We start from the raw sequence: 22,480 nt of genomic DNA, 5'->3' as shown, positions 1-22,480 counted from the left end.
GGTGTTTTCCAGACCGGGCATCCGCTCCCCTGGACGTGGGAGGTCCTTCGAAAACCGCTGGCCCTGTCACTGGACTGGCGAGCAGGGGAGGCGGGCTCTAGTGTTCAGGCGCCTCCTTCTTCACTCCGGGAACCTGACGCTCATGTCCTTTACCCACCTTCACCTCCACACCCTCTATTCGCTGCTCGATGGGGCGATCCGGATGAAGGACCTCATCAAGACGGTGAAGGAAAAGGGCATGTCGAGCGTGGCCGTCACGGACCACGGCAACATGTTCGGCACCATCGACTTCTACAAGAAGGCGAAGGACGCCGGCATCAAGCCCATCCTCGGCCTGGAGGCCTACGTCGCCGGCCCCAAGGGGCGCGAGGACCGGTCGGAGAAGGTGGCCCACCACCTCATCCTCCTGGCGAAGAACGAGGAGGGCTACGCGAACCTGCGCTACCTGTCCTCCACCGCGTACATGAACGGGTTCTACTACCACCCGCGCATCGACAAGGAGGTGCTGGCGAAGCACAGCAAGGGCCTCTTCGGGCTCACCGCGTGCCTGGGCGGTGAAGTGACGAGCGCGTGCTTCCGCGGCGACATGGACCACGCCCGCCGCGCCGCCACCGAGTACAAGAACATCTTCGAGCCCGGGCAGTTCTTCCTGGAGATCCAATCCAACGGGATGCCCGAGCAGGACAAGGCGAACGAGAACCTCAAGCAGCTCTCGCGCGACATCGACGTCCCGCTCGTCGCCACCGCGGACGCGCACTACATCAAGCGCGAGGACGCCCGGGCGCACGAGCTGCTCATGTGCATCGCCAGCGGCAAGACGCTCGCGGACAGCAAGCGCCTGCGCCACTCCACCGACAAGCTCTACGTGACGAGCCCCACGGAGATGCTGGAGTTCTTCAAGGACACGCCCGAGGCCGTCCACAACACCCAGCGCATCGCCGAGCAGTGCAACGTGGAGCTGAAGCTGGGCAAGCCCATGCTCCCCACGTTCAAGGTGCCCGACAGCCACACCCCGGACTCCTTCATGGCGGAGCTGTCCTACGAAGGCCTGCGCCAGCGCTTCGAGGAGCTGCGGCACCAGTACCCCATCGACCATCAGCAGTACAAAGACCGCCTCACCCTGGAGCTGGGCGTCATCCAGCGCATGGGCTTCAGCGGCTACTTCCTCATCGTCCAGGACTTCATCAACTGGGCGAAGGCTCAGAACATCCCGGTGGGCCCGGGCCGAGGCTCCGGCGCAGGGTCGCTCGTGGCCTACGCGCTGCGCATCACCGACCTGGATCCCATCCCGTACAACCTCCTCTTCGAGCGCTTCCTCAACCCGGAGCGCGTGTCGATGCCGGACTTCGATATCGACTTCTGCCAGGACCGGCGCGACGAGGTCATCAAGTACGTGGGCCGCAAGTACGGCGAGATGAACGTGGGGCAGATCATCACGTTCGGTTCGCTCAAGGCCAAGAGCGTGCTGCGCGACGTGTGCCGCGTCTTCGGCCTGCCCTTCAGCGAAGGCGACCGCATCGCGAAGCTGGTGCCCGAAGTGCTCAACATCTCCCTGAAGGAGGCCATCGAAATGGAGCCTCGCCTCAAGGAGATGCTCGAGAAGCCCGCGAACATCGGTGAGGTGGAGGGCAACCCCGTCACCACCAAGGACGTGCTCGAAATCGCGCTCGCGCTGGAGGGCCTGCACCGGCAGCCCGGCATGCACGCGGCCGGCGTCGTCATCGCCGACAAGCCGCTGTGGGAGTTCGTGCCCGTCTACTCGCCCCCGGGCGAGAAGATCCTCATCACCCAGTTCGCCAAGGACGAGGTAGAGGCCGCGGGCCTGGTGAAGTTCGACTTCCTGGGCCTGAAGACGCTCACCGTCATCCAGCACGCGTTGGACCTGGTGAACCGCAACCACGGCAAGGACATCAAGCGGCACGAAATTCCGCTCACCGACCCGGAGATGTGGGCGCTGATGGCCAAGGGCGACACGGCCGGCGTCTTCCAGATGGAGTCCAGCGGCTTCACCGAAATGGTGATGAAGCTCAAGCCGTCCTGCTTCGAAGACGTCATCGCCGCAGGCGCGCTCTACCGCCCGGGTCCGCTGGACGCCGGCATGGTGGACGTCTTCATCAACCGCAAGCACGGCCGGGAGAAGGTGTCGTATCCGCACCCGAACCTGGAGCCCGTCCTCAAGGACACCTACGGCGTCATCGTGTACCAGGAGCAGGTGATGCAGATTTCGCAGGTCCTGGGTGGCTACACCCTGGGCCGCGCGGACCTGCTTCGCCGCGCCATGGGCAAGAAGAAGGCCGAGGTCATGCAAGCCGAGCGCGCCGGCTTCATGGAGGGCTGCAAGACCAACAACGTGGACCTGAAGGTCGCGGGCGAAATCTTCGACCTGATGGAGAAGTTCGCCGAGTACGGCTTCAACAAGAGCCACTCCGCGGCGTACGGCCTGGTCACCATCCACACGGCGTGGCTCAAGGCCCACTACCCGTGCGAATTCATGGCCGCCCTTCTCACCAGCGAGAAGGACAACACCGACAAGGTGGTGAAGCACATCGGCGAGGCCCGCGAGTCGGGCACGCAGGTGCTGCCGCCGGACGTGAACCTGTCCGACCTCGCGTTCGGCGCGGTGGAAGGGAAGATCCGCTTCGGGCTGGGCGCCATCAAGGGCGTGGGCGAGGGCGCCATCGAGTCCATCCTGGAGGCGCGCAAGGAAGGCCCCTTCAAGAGCCTCTTCGACTTCTGCGAGCGCGTGGACGGCCGCCGCGTCAACCGCAAGGTGCTGGAAGCGCTGGTGAAGGCGGGCTCCTTCGACTTCGAGAAGCGCCCCCGCGCGCAGCTCTTTGAAACCATCGAGCGCGCGATGAACCGCGGCTCCGCCAGTCAGAAGGACCGGGCCGCCGGCCAGAGCTCGCTGTTCGGCATGCTCACCGGCCCGGCCACCGCCGGCACCGGCCTCAAGGACGACTACGCGGCGGTGGAGGAGTGGCCGGAGAAGGAGCGCCTGGCCTTCGAGAAGGAGTCCATCGGCTTCTACGTGTCCGGCCACCCGCTGTACCAGTATGAGAAGGAATTGAAGCGCTACGCGCGGCCCATCACCGCCGTGCAGCGCGCGCGCCGCGACGAGAAGCTCACCGTGGCGGGCATCATCACCGTGCTGCGCGAGCGCCCCACCAAGACGGGCAAGCGCATGGCGTGGGTGACCATTGAAGACCTGTCCGGCTCCACGGAGCTGGTGTGCTTCCCGGGCAAGGACGGCACGCGCAACGTGATGGGCAAGGACGGCAAGTGGTCCAAGCAGGGACCCAAGCCGGGCTACGAGCAGTGGGAGCACCTGCTCAAGTCGGACGACCCCATCCTGGTGACGGGCACCGTGCAGATTTCGCAGCGCGACGAGAACACGCCCACCGCGGAGCTCATCGTCGACGACATCCAGAGCCTCAAGTCCGTGCGGGAAAAGCGCACCAAGCGGCTGGAGCTGCGCCTGCCCGCGGACGTCGTCACCGAGGAGCGGCTGGCGAAGCTCAACGAGCTGGCGAAGAAGTATGCCGGCGCGACGCCGGTGGCCGTGAGCGTGCTGTTCCCCGGGGAGGCCGAAGCGCACATCTCCGGCACCACGCTCAAGGTGCAGGTGAATGATGACTTGCTGCTCGCGGTGGACAAGCTCTTCGGGCAGAAGGTCGTGGAGTTCGGCTGATTTGAAAGAAGGAGCGACTCCATGGCGGATGGCGTGTTCAAGGACGGGCTGCTCAAGGGCAAGACGGCCTTCATCTCCGGCGGCAGCAGTGGCATCAACCTCGGTATCGCCACCGCGTTCGTGAAGGCGGGCGCGAAGGTGGCCATCAACGGCCGCAACGTGGAGAAGCTGGAGGGCGCGGTGAAGGGCCTCCAGGCCCACGGCACCGCGATGGGCGTGGCCGCCGACGTGCGCGACTACGCGTCCGTGGAGAAGTCCCTCCAGCAGGTGCGGGACGCGTTCGGTGAGATCGACATCCTGGTGTGCGGCGCCGCCGGCAACTTCCCCGCGCCCGCGCTGGGCATGTCCTCCAACGGCTTCAAGGCGGTGATGGACATCGACGTGCTGGGCACGTTCAACGTGTCGCGCGCCGCCTTCGAACACCTGCGCAAGCCGGGCGCGTCCGTCATCACCATCTCCGCGCCCCAGGCGTACCTGCCCATGGCCATGCAGGCTCACGTGTGCGCCGCCAAGGCCGGCGTGGACATGCTCACCCGCGTGCTCGCCATCGAATGGGGCGGCGCGGGCGTACGCGTCAATGCCATCACCCCCGGCCCCATCGAAGGCACGGAAGGCATGAGCCGGCTCGCGCCTTCCGAGGATTCCCGGCAAAAGCTGGCCGAGGCCCTGCCGCTACAGCGCTTCGGCACCCCGGAGGACATCTCCCGGCTGGCCCTGTTCCTGTCCTCGGACGCGGCGTCCTTCATCACCGGCTCCATCATGGTGTGCGACGGCGGCCAGTCCCTGCTGGGCGGCGCCGCGCTCCTCCAGGCGATGAACGGCTGAGTATTCAGTTGAGCTGCAATGTTCCGGCCTCACTTTCATGAGGCCGGGGAATGTCTGCTAGAAAGTGGTGCACCCCGCGCAGGCAGTTCCTGCCGCGCGGCGGTGTCCCGCTGGACGGAGACCTTCATGTCCCGACGTTTTGAACTGCTCGCCCGCTGTCTGGGTTTGAGCGTGCTGTGTCTGGGTTTGTCGCTGGGCTGTAGCGACTCTGGAAATCCCCCGCAGCCTCCGCCCTTGGTGGAGGGCGTGGTGGACGCGGCGGCCTCCACGGTGGCGGTGGACCGGCCCTCGGGGGTGCTCGCGAACGGCCAGGACGCAGCCACCGTGACGGTGACGGTGCTGCGCAAGGACGGCTCGCGGATGTCCGGGCGCGCGGTGACGGTGACGGTGGAGGGCGACGGTGCCTCCGTCGTGGCGCAGCCGGAGACGACGGGCGTCACCGGCGAGACGCAGGCGAGGGTGACGTCGACGGCGACGGGCGTGAAGACGGTGACTGCGTCGGTGAAGGACGTGGACGGGAAGATGGTGGCGCTCACCGCCTCCGCCACGGTGGCGTTCATCGACCCCACGGCGTCGCGGCTCGCGTTCCGGCAGACCCTGGCGGATGGCGTGGCGGGCGTTGCATTGAGCGTCCTGGAGGTCGTCCTCCAGGACGCCAACGGGAATCCCATCTCCGACGCCACGGCGGAGGTGACGCTGTCGCTGGGTTCCGGGGGCATTGTCTTCCCGGAGGGCCTGCTGACGGTGACGGCGGTGAGCGGCGTGGCCACCTTCCCGGACGTGGTGCTGAAGCGGGCGGGCGCCAACTACCACTTCATCGCGAGCGCCCCCGGCTTCGAGCCGGCCGCGAGCACCTTCTTCAAGGTGGTCCCCAACGTCCCGGCGGCCCTGGCCTACAACACGCTGCTGGAGTCCGCGGTGGCGGGCGTGGCGCAGGACCTCCAGGTGACGGTGCAGGACGCGTACTTCAACACCGTGACGGACTACACGGGCACGGTGACGCTGACGTCCACGGACGCTGCCGCGACGCTGCCCGCTGGCCATGTGTACACGGCCGCGGACGAGGGGACGCACACCTTCGCGGGCGTCACCTTCCAGACCGCCGGACGCCAGCGGCTGATGATTGACGACGGCACGAGCGCCATCGCGTTCACCCTGACGGTGGACGTGGCTGCCGGGCCTCCCACGCTGCTCGTCTTCACGCAGCAGCCCACGCGCGTATCGACGCGCGAGCCCCTGGGCACCGTGGCGGTCCAGTTGAAGGACGCTTTCGGCAACATGGCCAAGGTGAACGCGCCGACGGTGAAGCTGTCGCTGCCGCAGGCGGGGTTCACGCTGTCGGGTACGCCGGAGGCGGTGCCGGTGGAGGGCGTCGCGACGTTCACGACGCTGAGCGTGGCGGGCCATGGCACCACGCACCTGGTCGCCTTCGCGGACGGGATGTCGGATGCGGACAGCGCCAACATCGAGGTGGTGGACGACGTGCCGCCCGCGAAGCCGGTGCTGACGCAGACGGCGGCGACGGAGACGGGCCTCACGGTGCAGTGGACGGGCGTAGGCGATGACGGCACCCAGGGCACGCTGACGGCGCAGGAGCTGCGCTACGCGACGGCCCCCATCACCACGGACGCGGACTTCGCGGCGGGCACGCTGGTGACCACTGGCAGCCCGGTGCCTCCGGGCTCGGTGCAGTCCGCGACGCTGACGGGGCTCGCGGCGGGCACGACGTACCACGTGGCGCTGAAGGCGACGGACAAGCGGGGCAGCTCCACGCGGTCGGACAGCCTCGCGGTGTCCACGGCGGATCCGCAGGTGACGCAGCTGGCGTTCGTGCAGCAGCCCGTGGACGGCACGGCGGGCACGGCGCTCGCGGAGGTCCGCGTGGCGCTCCAGGACGCGCGCGGGGATGTCGTCCCCACGGCGACCACCACGGTGACGCTGACGCTGGTGGGTCAGCCCTCCTTCGCGGCGGTGACGGTGGCGGCGGTCAACGGCGTGGCCTCGTTCCAGGGGCTGCGCGTGGACACGGCGGACACGTTCAAGTTCACCGCCACGGCGGGGTCGCTCAGCCAGACGAGCAACGCCTTCACCGTGCGCGCGGGACCGGCGGCGGAGCTGGTGCTGTCGCCCTTCAATGACCCGATTGACGCGGGCAGCGCGGTGGAGGTGAGCGTGGCGCTGACGGACGCGTTCGGTAACCTGCTGCTGGACTACACCGGCACGGTGCACTTCACGTCCTCGGATGCGCAGGCGGTGTTGCCTCCGGACACGACCTTCACGGCGGCGGACCGGGGGCAGAAGCACCTCACGGGCGTGGTGTTCAAGACGGCGGGGACGCAGTCGCTCACCGCCACGGACACCGTCACGCCGGCCCTCACCGCCACGGTGGACGCCGATGTGCGCTCCACGTCGGCCGTGTCCTTCCAGGTCATCGCGGAGGCCGGTCCGTTCGTCGCGGGGCATGCGCTGAGCTACGAGCTGGTGGCGCGAGACACCTACGGCAACGTCGCGAAGGACTACGCCTCCACGGTGACGTTCACGTCCTCGGACGGCCAGGCGGTGCTGCCCGGCGCCTACACGTTCACCCTGGTGGACGAGGGTCGGCACACGTTCAGCGTGGAGCTGTTCACCGCTGGAGCCCAGGAGGTCGTCGCGCAGGACGTGGTGGAGACGGCGCTGAAGGGGACGCACACCTATTCCATCGTGCCGGCGGCCATCGACACGCTGGTGTTCATCTCCGCGCCCACCACAGGTTCGGTGCGGCAGGCGCTGGCGGACGTGCAGGTGGCGCTGCGGGATGCGTATGGCAACACCGTCAGCGACATCCCGACGGACGTGACGCTGGCGCTCGCGGGCGGCAGCTTCTCTCTGGCGAACCCCACGAACACCACCGTGGATGGCGTGGCGACCTTCGCTGGCCTCATCGTGAATGACGACGGCACGTATCAGTTTGAAGCGGACGCGGACGCCCTGGCGGTCACCACGTCCGGAGACCTGATCATCACCGACGCGGTGGCTCCGGCCGTCGCGCAGGGCTTCACGGCGAGCGCGCCGTCCGGCTCCAGCATCCGCCTGGACTGGGCGGCCCCGGGCGACGACGGCGACCTGGGCACGGCGACGCGCTACGAGGTTCGCTACGCCAAGGCGGCCATCACCGAGGCGAACTTCGACGCGGCCACGGCGGCGACGGGCATATCCGCGCCCCAGGCTCCGGGCACGGCGGAGTCCTTCACCGTCTCCGGCCTGGATGCGGCGACGACGTACTTCTTCGCGCTGAAGACCTTCGACGGTGTGGGCAACGGCAGCGCGCTCGCCACCGCGAGCGCCAGCACCACCAACCCTTGCGACGGCTACGTGTGCACGCCTCTTCCTCCGTACTGCGCGGAGGACGGCACGTCCCTGGAGATCTTCACGTCGGTGTGCGTGGTGGTGTCGGGCATGCCGACCTGCCAGGACGGTGAAATGGAGCTCCTGGCTTGCCCCGGCGCGAATGCCGTCTGTTACGCGGCGGCATGCGCCACGGCGCCGCCTCCGGGTGCGGGCGAGCTGGCCGTGTCGGAGGTGATGCACTCGCCGTCCGTCGGGACGACCGAGTACCTGGAGCTGACCAACGTCAGCTCGAAGCTCTTGAACCTGCACTCCATGGCGGTGTCCTTCGTGGACAGCGTGGGCGGGACCTCTGGCTTCACGGTGCAGCATGGCATCGGGCTGCTGGTGGCTCCGGGCGACCGGGTGGTGCTTGCGCAGGACGCGCACCCGGGCAGGAACGGGGGCGTGTACGCGAACGACTCGTACGGCTTGGATGTGTTCATGGACAACACCGGCTCCATCACCCTCCAGCAGGGCACGACGACGGTGACCAGCCTGAGCTACACGAACGCCTTCCCGCAGACGACCGGCCGCGCGATGAGCCTCGCGTCCAGCATCGTGGGCACGGAGGGCAGCGCCCGGCCCTGGTATTGGTGTGATTCATCCGGATTCCTGGAGGGCGGTGACCGTGGAACGCCGCACCTGCCCAACGACGACTGCGGGCTGAACGTCGAGAAGCCGCTGAACTACTGCGCCATCCAGTACCCGAAGACGTTCCCGTCCGGCCCCGACTACCCGGCGAGCATCGCTCCCAACGTCGCCTACGACATCTTCAGCCAGTTCTACAGCTTCGACGTCACCACCCGGAACCAGAACGGCAATGACTTCTACCCGCGCATCGAGGCGCAACTGGGTTACGGCGCGGACGCGACCAACCCTGCGGGCTGGACCTGGACGTCCGCGACCCCCAACGCGGGCTACGCCCCGTCGATTTCCAACAACGACGAGATGAAGGCGTCACTGAGCATCCCCACCGCTGGCACGTACCGCTATGGCTTCCGCTACCGGTTCACGGATGCGGGCGCGCCGTGGGTGTACTGCGATCAGAACGGTATCGCCGTGCCGCCGGCTGGCACCTACGGCTCGGTGACGGTGGGCAAGCCGCCGTTGACGAACCACGTGGTCATCAGCGAGTTCAGCGGGGGCAACGGCTCAGGTACGGCCGCGACGGATGAGTTCATCGAACTCTACAACCCGACGAACTCAGACGTGGACCTGTCCAACTGGCAGGTCAGCTACAAGTCGGCCACCGGGACCACCTGGAGCTCCACCGTCACCATTCCGGCCGGGAAGGTCATTCGCGCCCACGGATACTTCCTCCTGGCTGGGGCGAACTACAGCGGCGGTGGCACGACCCCCGCGGATGTCTCGTACACCTTCGACGCCTCTGCCTCCACGACGGCTGGAGGCCACGTCCGCGTGCAGCGCCTCGTGAGCGGGACGTACGTGGACGTGGACAAGCTGGGGTACGGCACCGGGAATTCCCCCGAAGGCACCGCGGCCCCCAGCCATCCGGCGGTGGGTGGAAGCCTGGAGCGCAAGGCGGTGTCCACGTCCACCTCCGCCACCCTGGCCGTGGGCGGCGCGGACGCTTCGCGCGGCAATGGGCAGGACACGGACAACAACTCCGTGGACTTCGTGACCCGCGCGGCACGGCAGCCGCAGAACTCCACAAGCCCACTCGAGTTCTACTGAAGCCTTCGCCGTACCACCGCCCGAAGTCCCAGGAGGCCGCTCACGGCACCACGCCGGGGCGGCCTCCGCCGTTTCAATGCACCCAACACAGCGCTCTTCCTGGCGGGGCGGCCCCTCTTGGGGAATTGTTGAATTTGCGAATCAAAATCAATATGGTATGCTCTGGCCATGTCACAGGTCCAGTCGGTCGAAGCCCTGGAGCAACTTGTCGGCGCGCGGGTGATGGGGACGCTGAAGTCGCTGGACGCCCTGGATGATCACTGCGTCCGGCTTCTCTCGCTCTCCTCGTTCGCCGTCCTCGGCTTCATCGACGAGGAGGGGCGGGCGCGGATGACGACGGTGGGGGGCCCCAAGGGCTTCGCCCGGGTCGTGGACGCCACGCGGCTGCGAATCGACCTGCCCGAGCCCCTCTCGCTCAACCTCACCGTGGGGTGCGGGCTCCTGTTCTTCATCCCCGGGTTGGGGGAGACATTGCGCCTGAACGGGCGCGCGACGCTCGAAGGCAACACCGTTCATTTCTCCGTGGAGGAGGCGTTCGCGCACTGCGCGAAGGCCTTCCTGCGCTCGGGGTTCTGGAAGCCGCCGGTGGCCATCGCGCCGAAGCCCATGGGGGAGGTGACCGAGGGCCCCTTGCGCGACCCCACCCTGCGGGACTGGCTCTCCCGCACGCCGTTCGTCGTGGTGGCTTCGTGGGATGGGGAAGGGCACGCGGACGTGAGTCCTCGGGGCGACCCCGCGGGTTTCCTGCGGCTTGAGGGGACGCGCGTGGCAGTGGCCGACAGGCCGGGCAACCGCCGCACGGACACGTTCCACAACGTGCTTGAACAGCCACGGGTCGCCTTGCTGGCCCTGATTCCCGGCGAGGACGGCGTGCTGGAGCTCTCCGGGGAGGCTTCCCTGTCCGCCAGGCCGGAGCTGCTCGCGTCGATGGCGGTCGCGGACAAGGTGCCGAAGATCGCCCTGTTGCTCGAAGCCCACGAGGCCCGCCTCGGGACCAGCCAGGCCATCCTGGCGTCCGGGTTGTGGAGCGCCTCCCAGCATGTGCCCGCGGCCCAACTGCCCAGGATGGGCGAGGTGTTCGTCGACCACGTCAAGCGGAGCAAGGAGCGCGGCGCCCTCGCGGCGGCCGTGCGGGTGCTGTCCTCGAAGCGGCTGATGAGCTGGGCTTTGAACCAGGGCTACAAGAAGACGCTCTATTGAGCGGGGTGGGGCGCCCGGTTCCCAGGCCGCCCGGCTGTCCGGTCCTCGAAGGACCGGGGTGCTCTCAGGGGTCCACCATCCGGCAAAGGACCCTCCTACCTCACACGGATGCTGCCCGTGGGTGCGGGGCGCATTAGCTTTGGGCCCGTCTCCGCCACCCACGGCTTGAGAGGAGCCCTTCCCGTGTCCGAGCCCCTGGTCCCCGACGCCGCCCGCCATGTCACCTGCCCGCCGGAGGAATTCCGCCGCGCGAGCGAGGACGCCCTGGCCCGCGCCCGCGCCGGCATCGCGCGTCTCAAGTCCCTGCCCGCGAAGACGCCTCCTCGCGAGGTGCTGGAGCTTTACGACGAATCCTCCGCCGCGCTCGACGACGCCTCCGCGCGCGCCAGCGTCGTGCGCCACACCCATCCGGAAGCGGCCCTGCGGGAAGCGGCGGAGGCCGCCGAGCAGTCCATCGAGAACCTCGCCAATGAGATCCGCATGGACCGGGGCGTCTACGACGTCCTCTCCGCCGTGGACCTGTCCGGCGAGGACGCCTCCACGCACAAGTGGATGGAGAAGGTGCTGCGCGACTTCCGCCGCGCTGGCGTGGACCGCGACGAAGCCACCCGCGAGAAGGTGAAGGCGCTCCAGGAAGAGCTCATCCGCATCGGCCAGGAGTTCAGTCGCAACATCAGCCAGGACACCCGCACGGTGTCGCTGCCCCCGTCCGCGCTGGACGGCCTGCCGGAGGACTACGCGCGCGCGCACGCCCCGGGCCCGGACGGCCAGGTGCGCATCTCCACCGACTACCCGGACCTCGTGCCCTTCCTCACCTACGCGCGCGACGGCAAGGCCCGCGAGCAGCTCTGGCGCGCCAACCGCCAGCGCGGCCATCCCGCCAACGTGGACGTGCTGGGCCGGCTCGTCGCCCGCCGCCATGAGCTGGCCACGCTGCTGGGCTATCCGCACTGGGCCGCTTACGCCACCGAGGACAAGATGGTGCGCACCGCGGACGCCGCGCGGGACTTCATCCAGAAGATCTCCACCGCCTCGGAAAGCCGCATGAAGAGCGACTACCAGGTGTTGCTGGAGCGCAAGAAGAAGGACGACCCGAAGGCCACGCAGGTGGAGCCCTGGGACTCCGGCTACCTGGATGACCGCGTGAAGGCGGAGCAGTACGCCTTCGACTCGCAGACGGTGCGCCCCTACTTCGAATACACGCGCGTGAAGCAGGGCGTCCTGGACCTCACCGCGCGCCTCTTCGGCGTCACCTACCGCCCGGTGAAGGACGTGCCGGTGTGGCACCCGGACGTGGAAGTGTTTGATGTCTACGAAGGCGCCACGCTCAAGGGCCGTTTCTTCCTGGACATGCATCCGCGCGCGGACAAGTACAAGCACGCGGCCCAGTTCACGCTGACCAGCGGCAAGACCGGACACCGCCTGCCGGAAGGCGCGCTCATCTGCAACTTCCCCAAGCCCGGCGCGGAGCCCGCGCTGATGCAGCACGGCGACGTGGAGACCTTCTTCCACGAGTTCGGCCACCTGCTGCACCACATCTTCGGAGGCCACACGCGCTGGGCGGGCCTGTCCGGCGTGCGCACCGAATGGGACTTCGTGGAGGCGCCGTCGCAGATGCTGGAGGAGTGGGCGCGCGACGTGACGTGCCTGCAGACCTTCTCGAAGCACTACCAGACGGGCGAAGCGCTGCCCGCGGAGCTGATAGAGCGCATGCTCCGCGCGGATGAGTTCGGCAAGGGCCTCTTCGTGCGCCAGCAGATGTTCTACGCGGCGCTCAGCCTGGAACTCTACCGGCGCGACCCGAAGGGCCTGGACGCCACCGCGCTCGTGCGCGAACTCCAGAGCCAGTACATCCCCTTCCCATACCTGGAGGGCACGTACTTCCACCTCACCTTCGGGCACCTGGATGGGTACTCGTCCAACTACTACACGTACATGTGGTCGCTCGTCATCGCGAAGGACCTCTTCACGGTGTTCCAGGAGCAGGGCCTGCTCAACCCCGCGCCCGCGCAGGCGTACCGGCGCGCGGTGCTGGAGCCGGGCGGCTCCGATGACGCCGCGCACCTGGTGAACCACTTCCTGGGACGCGACTACGACTTCCGCGCCTACGAGGCCTGGCTCAACAAGGCCGCGTAGCGGCGGATTGCACGGGGCGGGCGGCCGAGGGAGGCCGCCCGCGCCCGGTGCTTCAGGGCGTCACTCCACCCGCGTCTGCTTCACGTTCCAGATCTCCTCCGCGTACTGCTTGATGGTGCGGTCGGAGGAGAAGATGCCGGCGCGGGCCACGTTGACGATGCACTTCTTCGTCCAGCCTTCCTGGTCCTGGTACGCGCGCACGACCTCTTCCTGCTTGGAGCTGTACGCGGCGAAGTCCGCCAGCACGAGGTAGCGGTCCTCGTCCAGCAGGCTGTCCACCAGCGGCTGGAAGAGGTTGCGGTCCTCGGGGGAGAAGAAGCCGGAGCGGATGAGGTCCAACGCCTCGCGCAGCTCCGTGTTGGACTCGTACACCTCGCGCGGCCGGTAGCCGGCCTTCTTGCGCGCGATGACCTCGTCCGCGGTGAGGCCGAAGAGGAAGAAGTTCTCGTCGCCCACCGCCTCGCGGATCTCCACGTTGGCGCCGTCCAGCGTGCCCAGTGTCAGCGCGCCATTCAGCATCAGCTTCATGTTGCCCGTGCCGGAGGCTTCCCAGCCCGCCGTGGAAATCTGCTCGGACACGTCCGCCGCCGGGATGATGCGCTCCGCGAGGCTCACCCGGTAGTTGGGCACGAACACCACCTGCAACCCCGTGGTGCCCGCGTCGCTGTTGACGACCTCCGCGATGCCGTTGATGAGCCGGATGGTCAGCTTCGCCAGGTGGTAGCCCGGGGCCGCCTTCGCGCCGAAGAGGAACGCTCGCGGGTGCACGACGCTGGACGGCTCGCGGCGCGCCTTCATCCACAGCGCCACGATGTGGATGGCGTCCAGGAGCTGCCGCTTGTACTCGTGCAGGCGCTTGATCTGCACGTCGAAGATGGCGTCCGGGTTGAGCTGCACCCAACGCAGGTCGCGCACGTGGTTGGCCAGGTCCACCTTGTTCGCGCGCTTCACCTCGCGGAACGCCTTGCGGAACTCCGGGTCCTCCGCGTGCGCCTCCAGCTTCGTCAGCTGGTCCAGGTCCGTGGCCCACCCCTCACCGATGCGGCTGGTGATGAGCTTGGACAGGCGCGGGTTGCACCACGCCAGCCAGCGGCGCGGCGTCACGCCGTTCGTCTTGTTGTTGAAGCGCTCCGGATACATGGTCGCGAAGTCCGGCAGCACGTCGCGGCGAAGCAGGTCCGTGTGCAGCGCGGCCACGCCGTTGATGCTGTGGCTGCCCACGACGGCCAGGTGGGCCATGCGGATCTTCTTCTCCGTACCCTCCTCCACCAGGCTCATCCGCTGCTGCTTCTCCACGTCGAACGGGTAGCGGATCTGCACCTGACGCATGAAGCGCTGGTTGATCTCGAAGATGATCTCCAGGTGGCGGGGCAGCAGGCGCTCGAACAGCGACACCGGCCAGCGCTCCATCGCCTCCGCGAGAAGCGTGTGGTTGGTGTAGCCGAACGTCTCCTGGGTGATGGACCACGCCTCGTCCCAGAGCAGCTGCTTCTCATCCACCAGCACGCGCATCAGCTCCGCCACGCCGATGGCCGGGTGCGTGTCGTTGAGCTGGATGGCGACCTTGCGGGAGAAGTCGCGGAAGTCGCTGTGGTTCTTCAGGTAGCGCCGGACGATGTCCGCGATGGAGCACGCCACGAAGAAGTACTGCTGCTTCAGGCGCAGCTCCTTGCCAGCCTGGAACGCGTCGTTGGGGTAGAGGACCTTGGAGATGACCTCCGAGTCGTTCTTCTCCACCACCGACCGCTCGTAGTCACCCGCGTTGAACAGCAGCAGGTCGAACTCGGCGCTCGCGCGCGCCTGCCACAGCCGCAGCGTGTTGACGGTGTTGTTGCCGTAGCCCGCGATCGGCGTGTCGTACGGCACGCCGATGACGGTCTTCCCGCCCACCCAGCGCGCCACCGGCCGGCCATCCGGGCCCTGGTGGTGCTCCACGCGCCCGAAGAAGCGCACCGGCACGGCCTTCTCCGGCCGGACGATCTCCCACGGGTTGCCGAACTTCAGCCACTCGTCCGCGCGCTCCACCTGGTGTCCCTCCACCAGGTCCTGGGAGAAGATGCCGAACTCGTAGCGGATGCCGTAGCCCATGCCCGGGTAGCCGAGCGTCGCCAGCGAATCCAGGAAGCACGCCGCCAGCCGTCCCAGGCCGCCGTTGCCCAGGCCCGCGTCCGGCTCCATCTCCAACAACTGCGTCAGGTCCACGCCGACCTCCTGCATGGCGGCGGCGGCGGCCTCGTACATGTTGAGGTTGAGCAGGTTGTTGCCCAGCGCGCGGCCCAGCAGGTATTCGGCGGACAGGTAGTAGGCGCGTTTGACGTCCTGCTCGTAGTAGGTGCGCGCCGTCTTCACCCAACGGTCGGTGAGGCGGTCGCGCACGGCCAGGGACAGGGCCATGAAGCGGTCGTGCGGGGTGGCCGTCTCCGGGTTCTTGCCGCGCGAATAACGCACGTGTTCGAAGAAGCCGCGACGGACGCTGGCCGCGTCGAGTCCGGTGCGGCCGCTGTCTTCGGGCGTACCCGAGGTGGAGGGCGGGGGCGGGGCGGGGCGCGCGGAGGCGGGAGGAGCCATGAGTCGGTCGTCTCGGAGGTCGCGAAGGGTGGGTACTTCTGACGCCATCGTTGGGACGATGGCGCATTCGGTCGCGAGGGTATCGCGTCGGGCCCGCCCAGGGACAGGAAAGCCGCAGCCATCCCCCGGGTCGGCCGCTCCCCCCACCGGGGAGGGAAGGTGCCCGGGGACCCGCCGTGATGCGGGCTGAACCCAGGCAGGGGCAGACGTGCGAGCCACGCTCGCGAAGGGCCTCTCAGCGCGGGAAGTTGGGGTAAAACGGGAGTGAATGGCTTCCCCCCTGATTGACCTGGAGCAGCGCATCGCCCTGACCCGTCCAGGGGACACGGTGCGGGGGCTGAGCTTCGCGGCGGTGCTGCACCTGACGCGCACGCATCTGGGGCGCGACACCGCGGAGCGCCTGCTTGCTCCGCTGATGCAGCGCAACCCGGTGGACTTCTTCTCGTACCCGGCGGTGGACTTCCTGCGCCTCCTGTCCTTCGCGGCGGAGGCGCTCCAGCCAGAGTTCGGCACGCACGACGCGGCCCTGCGCGCGTGTGGCGGCGCCATCTGCGGAACCTTCCTCGAGTCCACGGTGGGGCAGACGCTCCTGCGCCTCACCCTGGGCAGCGACCCCAAGCGCATCTACAGCAACGCGCCCATCTCCTACGCCACCGCCGTGAGCTACGGGCAGCGCGAGTACCAGGCCCTGGGCGACAAGCGCGTGCGGTTGCTCTTCCGGGACGACCTGCTGCCCGTACAGGTGCACGAGGGCATCCTCGGTGGAGCCCTCACCGCCCTCCAGCGCCAGGGGCAGGTGCGCGGCACCGAGCTCTGCCTGGGCGAATCCGAGTACCTCATCGAGTGGTCGTAAGAAACACGTCGGGCCCGCCCTTCCGGTGAAGGAAGAGGGGCCCGGGGTGACACGAGGCTTTCGCGCGGAGGCTACTTCGCGCCGCCCGCCGGAGGCGCCGCCTTGCCCGCGACGGCGGCCACGGAGACCGCGTCCAACTGCTGGGCCATGTCGTGCGCCTTGGCGAGGAAGTCACCCGTCAGCTCCTTGGGGAGCGGATCCGCGCGGGGGAACTTCTGGGTGAGCGGGTTGGCGTAGGTGCCGCTGCGCTTGAGGCCGAAGTGCAGGTGCGGCCCGGTGGAGCGGCCGGTGTTGCCCGAATAGGCAATCACCTGCTTCTGCCGCACGCGCGTGCCGGAGCGAACGCCGTCCCCGAAGCGCGACAGGTGCATGTACTGCGTCTCCATGCCGTTGGAGTGGCGCAGCACCACCATGTTGCCCGCGGCGCCCGCGTTGCCCGCCGACACCACGGTGCCGTCCGCGACGGCCCACACCGGGGTGCCAATGGGCGTGCCGTAGTCCACGCCGTTGTGGTTCTTCAGGTACTGGAGCACCGGGTGGAAGCGCGACCCGAAGCTGCTGGTGACGTGCGCGTACTTCAGCGGGCTCTTGAGGAAGGTCTTCTTGGCGCTGGCGCCGTCCTCCTGGAAGAAGTTCGCCTCGCCGTTGGGCAGCACGTAGCGGAACACGCGCTTGTTGCCCACGAGGCCGCCTTCGTACGTCGCGGCCAGCACCTCGCCGTAGCGCAGCACGCGGCCCTTGGAGACGAACTTCTCCACCAGGGCCTTCGCCTTGTCGCCCTTGCGCACGTCCCGGTAGAAGTCGATGTCCCACGCGAACACGTCCGACAGCACCAGGCCGATGGACGGGTCCTCGCCGGCCGCCAGCGTCGCGTCATACAGGGACGTGCTGATCTCCAGGGAGACGAGCGACACCTGCTTCTCCACCTCGATGGAGCGTTTGCTGCCGACGTACTTCTCCCCGTCGCGGCGCACCTGCCACTCGTCCACGGTGCTCTGGCGGTAGTCGAAGAAGTCCAGCTCGCCGTTGCGCATCACCAGCCGGAACTGGTCGCCCACGCGGGAGCGGCGGAAGTCGAACACGCCTTCCAGCGCCGCGATGACCGCTTCCACCTGCGCGTCGGGCAGCGCCGCTTCATGCAGCGCACCCGCCAGCGTCTGACGCGGCTCGATGCGGCGGTTCTTGATTTCGAACTGGGTGGCGGCTTCCGACGTCGAAGCCACCCCGAGGGCGGCGAGGCACAGGAGGGAGGCGGTCTTCATGAGGGCGGACAGGAGTGTAGAGGACTGTTGCACCTCCGCCCAACTTCCGGCTTCACCCGCCTGTCCGCCTGCCTGCTGGTGCCTGTGGCTCGGAAACCTACAATTCCACCTTCTTCTCCGAATGGTGCTGCCCGTCGAAGCGCAAGAGGGCGCCCTTGCCGTCGTAGCGGGTGACGATGTTCACCGGCCGGCGCCAGAGGCTCTGGAGGTTGCGCAGCGTCTCCCGCGCGTAGTCGCCCTTCAGGTCCTGCCCGTCGTGCTTGTGCGCGAGCAGCAGCTCCGAGCGGTTCTCGTAGTTGCCGTCCACGACTTCGATGATGGGCTGCCCGAAGTTGGTGAGCGACGTGAGCAGCTTGTTCTTCACCTTGCGGAACTCGCGGTCGAGGATTTCCCACGAGTTGCGCTTCTCGTTGAAGCCATACACGAACAGCTTCTGCTGGATGGCGAACTCGGCGGTGAGGAACGTGTCGATGAAGGTGATGTCGTTGTAGTGCTTGCGGACCTCGAAAATCTTCTCACGGCCCGCGCCCAGCTTCTTGTCCCAGGACTGGCGGGCGCGCAGGTCGTCGCACTCGTCCCACTCCTTGCCGAACTTGCCCTTGTTCCACCGGTCTTCAATGTCCCGCCACAGCTCGATGCCCAGCTTGTACGGGTTGATGGCGCCGGGGCGCACGCCCATGGTGCCGGAGTGGTGGTCCGCGTAGTCGATGATCTCCTCATCGCGCAGCGCCCTGCGGGTCATGATGGTGGAGTGCCAGTAGCTGGCCCATCCTTCGTTCATGATCTTCGTCTGGCCCTGCGGCGCGAAGTAGTACGCCTCGTCGCGCAGGATGGAGAGGATGTCCACCTCCCACGGCTCCAGCGGCGCGTGCTCCAGCAGGAAGTAGAGCACGTCCCGCTGCGGGCGCTCCGGGAAGCGCTTGCGCTGCGCCTTCTCGTCCTCGGAGTGCTTGCGCTGCGAGTCCAGGAACTCCGAAGGGTTGATGTAGCCGCGCATGTACTCGCGGTTGACCTTGAAGCCCTCCACGCGCTCGTTGGACTTGAGCTCTTCTTCCGCGCGCTGCGGGTCGGGATTGCGGCGGATGTGCGGCGCGTGCTGGTCAATGAGGTTCTCCAGCGACAGCGTCCGGTCGATGAAGTCCTCCACCTTCTCCACGCCAATCTTGTCCACCCAGCGCCGGACGCGGGTGGCGTGGTTGGCCATGTCGTCAATCATCCGGCGGTTGGTGTGCCGGAAGGAGAAGTTGTTCTTGAAGAAGTCGCAGTGCCCGTAGACGTGAGACATGACCAGCTTCTGGTCCACCTCCGGGTTGCTCTCCATCAAGTAGGCGTAGCAAGGGTCGTTGTTGATGACGAGTTCGTAGATTTTGGAGAGCCCGTACTCGTACCCCTTCGCCAACTGCTCGTACTCCATGCCCCAGCGCCAGTGGGGATAGCGGGTGGGGAAGCCGCCGTAGGCGGCGACCATGTTCATCTCGTCGTAGCTGACCATCTCGAAGACGGTTTCGAAGAAATCCAGGCCGAATTCCTTGGCATAGCCGTGGATTTCGTCCCGCAGCGACGCGAGGCGGGGTGTCAGGCTCTTGGGCATCGGACGGGTGCTCCGCTGAAGGTTGCTCCGATTGGGAATGAACGACCGCTTCAGCGGCCCTTGCCGAGGAAGTCCTTGATGGACGCGTAGATGGCGTCCTTGTCCGCGATCTCGCTCAACGAGACATTGTTCGTGTCACCCACCGCTTCGCGCAGGTCCTTGATGAACTGCCCGCTGCCGTAGGGGGACTCGACCTGGCCGTAGGCGAACTGGTTCACCTGCGGGAGGATGTCGTTGCGCAGCATCTCGATGCACTGGCGCGTGTCGTCCGCGCTCCAGTTGTCACCGTCGCTGAAGTGGAACGGGTAGATGTTCCACGCGCTCTTCGGGTAGTCCGCCTGGATGATCTCCCGGCACAGCTTGTACGCGCTGGAGATCATCGTCCCGCCGGATTCACGGGTGTGGAAGAACGTATCGCGGTCCACTTCGCGGGCGACTGCGTCGTGGATGATGTAGCGCGACTCCAGGCCCTTGTACTGGTGCTTGAGCCACGTATCGAGCCAGAAGCTCTCGATGCGGACGATCTCCTTCTGCTCGTCCCCCATCGAACCCGACACGTCCATCATGTAGATGATGACCGCGTTGGTGTCCGGCAGCTCCTGCAACTTGTAGCTGCGGTAGCGCCGGTCCTCGCGCGTGGGGATGATGACCGGCATCTTCGGGTTGTAGGTGCCGGTGGCGATCTGCCGCTTCAGGGCCTGCTTGAAGGTGCGCTTGAAGTGCCGCAGCGACTCCGGGCCGGTGGTGTTGACGCCCGTGTACTTCACCTTCTGCGTGACGATGCGCTCGCTCTGCCGCCGCTCGATGCGCGGCAACTGGAGCTCCTCTCCCAGGATTTGCGCCAGCTCCTCCAGGGTGACGTCCACCTCCAGGGCATGGTCTCCCTCGCCCTGACCGGCCTGGTGCCCGTCCCCGGGCTCCACCGCCCCGGGGCCGAGCTGCTGACCCACCTCGCCGTCTCCCTGTCCGACGCCGCCCTGTTCCTTGTGGCCGTACTTGAAGCGCGGGATGTCGATGAAGGGGATGGGGATGCTGATGGCATCCTTGCCCTTCTTGCCCAGCATCTCGCCCTTCTGCACGTACTTGCGCAGGTTGGCTTTGATCTTCCCGCGGACGATCTGTTTGAAGCGGGAGTGGTCCTGGTGGATCTTCAAGGTCACGGCGGCACGTCTCCCCTGTGTGGTGTCCGGAGCTACTCCTTCGCGTCACCACGGGCGAAGATGCTGGCCACGAAGTTGAGGACGTCCGTGGAGCAGATCTCGCAGTACCCGTAGTTCTTCATCATCCGGTCCTTCACCAGATCGATCTTCTCCTGGGTCTCCTTGTCCACGACGGAGGACACGAGGTTCTTGAGCTTGATGCTGTCCTTCTGGTCTTCGAAGAGCTTCAGCTCCAGCGCCTTGTGCAGCCGTTCATTGGTCCGGTAGTTGAAGGTCTTGCCCTCCACGGCGAGCGCACCGATGTAGTTCATGATCTCCCCGCGGAAGTCGTCCTTGCGGCTCTCCGGGATGTCGATCTTCTCTTCGATGGAGCGCATGAGGCGCTCGTCCGGGACCTCGTAGATGCCGGTGTACTTGTTGCGGACCTTCTCCTTCTGGGTGAAGGCCTTGATGTTGTCGATGTAGTTGCCGCACAGCTTGCCGATGGCGTCCTCGTCGGCGCTGATGGCGCGCTGGACCTCGTTCTTGACGATGTCCTCGTACTCCTGCTTCACCGTGGTGAGCAGCTCCTTCATCCGCTTGCGCGCGTCCTCGTTGTTGATGAGGGAGTGCGTCTTCAAGCCGGCTTCCAGCTCGTTGAGCACCATGAAGGGGTTGATGCAGCCCTCGCCCTTGTCGCTCACCAGGGCGTTGGAGATTTTGTCCTGGATGTAGCGGGCGCTGATGCCCTCCAGGCCCTCGCGCACGCTCTCCTTGCGCAGCTCCTTGATGTTGTCCTCGGTGAAGTTGGGCAGCGTCTTCCCGTTGTAGAGCTTGAGCTTCTGCAGGAGCGACAGGTTGTGCTTCTTGGGCTCCTCCAGGCGCGTGAGCACGGCCCACATGGCGGCCATCTCCAGCGTGTGCGGCGCGATGTGCTTGCCCTTGATGGCGCGGGAGTTGAAGTCCTTCTCGTAGATCTTCACCTCCTCCGTGAGCTTGGTGATGTACGGGATGTCAATCTTCACCGTACGGTCACGCAGCGCCTCCATGAACTCGTTGCTTTCGAGCTTCTTGTACTCAGGCTCGTTGGTGTGGCCGATGATGACTTCGTCGATGTCCGTCTGCGGGAACTTCTTCGGCTTGATCTTGTGCTCTTGCGACGCGCCGAGCAGGTCGTAGAGGAACGCGACGTCCAGCTTGAGCACTTCGACGAATTCAATGATGCCGCGGTTGGCGATGTTGAACTCGCCGTCGAAGTTGAAGGCACGCGGATCGGAGTCGGAGCCGTACTCGGCGATCTTCCGGTAGTTGATGTCACCGGTGAGCTCGGTCGAGTCCTGGTTCTTCTCATCCTTGGGCTGGAACGTGCCGATGCCGACGCGGTCCTTCTCGCTGAAGATGAGCCGGTTGACGTGGATGTGATTCATGACCTGGGCGAAGTCGCCCTTGTATTCGGTCATGAGCTCCTTGAAGACGAAGCGGCACGCGGGGCACAGCTCGCAGCCGTTCGGAATGGTGTAGCCAGACTCCGGCGGGGACAGCTCCGCGAAGATGTTCGGGCGCCACTCCTTGGGGATGAGGTTGAGCGGCTCCTCGTTCATGGGGCACTTCATCTTCTCCTTGGTCACCGTGCCGTCGGGCTGCTTCTTGTCGGTGAGCCAGGAGAAGGTGTAGGCGGCGCCCTCCGGGACCTTGGAGTACTCCTCCATGCCCTTCTTGAGCAGGCGGGCGATGGTGGACTTGGACGACCCCACGGGCCCATGCAGGAGGATGACGCGCTTCTCCGTGCCGTAGCCCTGGGCGGCGGACTTGAAGACGTTCACCAGCTTCATCAGCGGCACGTCCAGGCCGAAGATGGCGTCACGGCCGCCGAAGCGCTCGTCACTGAAGAAGTGGTAGCGCGTCAGCTTCTTCTTGTTGTCGATGTACTCCGACTTTCCGTGACTGAGGATCATGTCGTAGATCCTCTGGAAGGCGGTGCGGGTGACCTTGGGGTTCTTGCGGACGATTTCGAGGTAGTCCTCGAAGGAGCCGTCCCAATTGAGTTCCGCGTAGGTCTTCACATCCTGGAACGCGGCGATTCTGGAGACCCACGAGCCCTTCTCAGCGTCCTTCATGTCTCTCCCTCGAAGCCACCCGGTGGAGCGCGAACGG

11 protein-coding genes are annotated in these 22,480 nt (G+C 66.8%); 6 read left to right on the top strand and 5 right to left on the bottom strand.

Going from position 1 to position 22,480, the window contains the following annotated elements; genetic code table 11:
- Positions 1 to 142 precede the first annotated feature (142 nt).
- From dnaE to OV208_RS15015, 5 genes are all read left to right on the top strand, one after another.
- Positions 143 to 3,688, top strand: a complete 3,546-nt coding sequence (dnaE, locus tag OV208_RS15035) for a DNA polymerase III subunit alpha (protein ID WP_267574515.1) — start codon at positions 143 to 145, stop codon at positions 3,686 to 3,688.
- 21 nt (positions 3,689 to 3,709) lie between these two features.
- The gene (locus OV208_RS15030; RefSeq protein WP_267574514.1) at positions 3,710 to 4,513 is read left to right on the top strand and encodes an SDR family oxidoreductase; all 804 of its coding nucleotides are present in this window, start codon (positions 3,710 to 3,712) and stop codon (positions 4,511 to 4,513) included.
- Positions 4,514 to 4,639: 126 nt separating this feature from the next.
- On the top strand, positions 4,640 to 9,577 hold the full coding sequence (locus OV208_RS15025; RefSeq protein WP_267574513.1) for a lamin tail domain-containing protein: 4,938 nt from the start codon (positions 4,640 to 4,642) through the stop codon (positions 9,575 to 9,577).
- Positions 9,578 to 9,745: 168 nt separating this feature from the next.
- Complete coding sequence (locus OV208_RS15020; RefSeq protein WP_267574512.1) at positions 9,746 to 10,777, top strand: pyridoxamine 5'-phosphate oxidase family protein; 1,032 nt, start codon at positions 9,746 to 9,748, stop codon at positions 10,775 to 10,777.
- A gap of 183 nt (positions 10,778 to 10,960) precedes the next feature.
- Positions 10,961 to 12,913: a M3 family metallopeptidase gene (locus OV208_RS15015; RefSeq protein WP_267574511.1), complete on the top strand. Its 1,953-nt coding sequence runs from the start codon at positions 10,961 to 10,963 to the stop codon at positions 12,911 to 12,913.
- A 60-nt stretch (positions 12,914 to 12,973) separates the two neighbouring features.
- On the opposite strand, the gene OV208_RS15010 is transcribed toward OV208_RS15015, so the two are convergent.
- The gene (locus OV208_RS15010) at positions 12,974 to 15,481 is read right to left on the bottom strand and encodes a glycogen/starch/alpha-glucan phosphorylase (protein ID WP_267574510.1); all 2,508 of its coding nucleotides are present in this window, start codon (positions 15,479 to 15,481) and stop codon (positions 12,974 to 12,976) included.
- Positions 15,482 to 15,749: 268 nt separating this feature from the next.
- On the opposite strand from OV208_RS15010, the gene OV208_RS15005 reads away from it, so the two are divergent.
- Positions 15,750 to 16,334 (top strand): DUF2378 family protein, encoded by a 585-nt coding sequence (locus tag OV208_RS15005; RefSeq protein WP_267574509.1) that lies wholly within the window; start codon positions 15,750 to 15,752, stop codon positions 16,332 to 16,334.
- Positions 16,335 to 16,405: 71 nt separating this feature from the next.
- Here the strand turns inward: OV208_RS15005 and OV208_RS15000 are convergent, their stop codons facing one another.
- From OV208_RS15000 to OV208_RS14985, 4 genes are all read right to left on the bottom strand, one after another.
- Complete coding sequence (locus OV208_RS15000) at positions 16,406 to 17,596, bottom strand: peptidoglycan DD-metalloendopeptidase family protein (RefSeq protein WP_267574508.1); 1,191 nt, start codon at positions 17,594 to 17,596, stop codon at positions 16,406 to 16,408.
- Between the two features lie 97 nt (positions 17,597 to 17,693).
- Entirely contained in the window at positions 17,694 to 19,187 is a 1,494-nt protein-coding gene (locus OV208_RS14995) for a SpoVR family protein (RefSeq protein ID WP_267574507.1), read from the bottom strand.
- A 50-nt stretch (positions 19,188 to 19,237) separates the two neighbouring features.
- A complete protein-coding gene (locus OV208_RS14990) occupies positions 19,238 to 20,347 on the bottom strand; it encodes a DUF444 family protein (protein ID WP_120540197.1) in 1,110 nt (369 codons plus the stop codon).
- Positions 20,348 to 20,379: 32 nt separating this feature from the next.
- Positions 20,380 to 22,443, bottom strand: coding sequence for a PrkA family serine protein kinase (locus OV208_RS14985; RefSeq protein ID WP_267574506.1), 2,064 nt, complete (start codon positions 22,441 to 22,443; stop codon positions 20,380 to 20,382).
- Positions 22,444 to 22,480: the final 37 nt, after the last annotated feature.

Origin of the sequence: Corallococcus sp. bb12-1, assembly GCF_026626765.1 — a bacterium.
Lineage (GTDB): Bacteria > Myxococcota > Myxococcia > Myxococcales > Myxococcaceae > Corallococcus > Corallococcus terminator.
The sequence above is the reverse complement of the archived record's forward strand: the minus strand, read 5'-3'. Positions and strand labels throughout refer to the sequence as shown.

Coding starts and splice junctions, on each gene's coding strand:
- dnaE (WP_267574515.1), top strand. CDS start 143: ATGTCCTTTACCCACCTTCACCTCCACACCCTCTATTCGCTGCTCGAT.
- OV208_RS15030 (WP_267574514.1), top strand. CDS start 3,710: ATGGCGGATGGCGTGTTCAAGGACGGGCTGCTCAAGGGCAAGACGGCC.
- OV208_RS15025 (WP_267574513.1), top strand. CDS start 4,640: ATGTCCCGACGTTTTGAACTGCTCGCCCGCTGTCTGGGTTTGAGCGTG.
- OV208_RS15020 (WP_267574512.1), top strand. CDS start 9,746: ATGTCACAGGTCCAGTCGGTCGAAGCCCTGGAGCAACTTGTCGGCGCG.
- OV208_RS15010 (WP_267574510.1), bottom strand. CDS start 15,481: ATGGCTCCTCCCGCCTCCGCGCGCCCCGCCCCGCCCCCGCCCTCCACC.
- OV208_RS15005 (WP_267574509.1), top strand. CDS start 15,750: ATGGCTTCCCCCCTGATTGACCTGGAGCAGCGCATCGCCCTGACCCGT.
- OV208_RS15000 (WP_267574508.1), bottom strand. CDS start 17,596: ATGAAGACCGCCTCCCTCCTGTGCCTCGCCGCCCTCGGGGTGGCTTCG.
- OV208_RS14995 (WP_267574507.1), bottom strand. CDS start 19,187: ATGCCCAAGAGCCTGACACCCCGCCTCGCGTCGCTGCGGGACGAAATC.
- OV208_RS14985 (WP_267574506.1), bottom strand. CDS start 22,443: ATGAAGGACGCTGAGAAGGGCTCGTGGGTCTCCAGAATCGCCGCGTTC.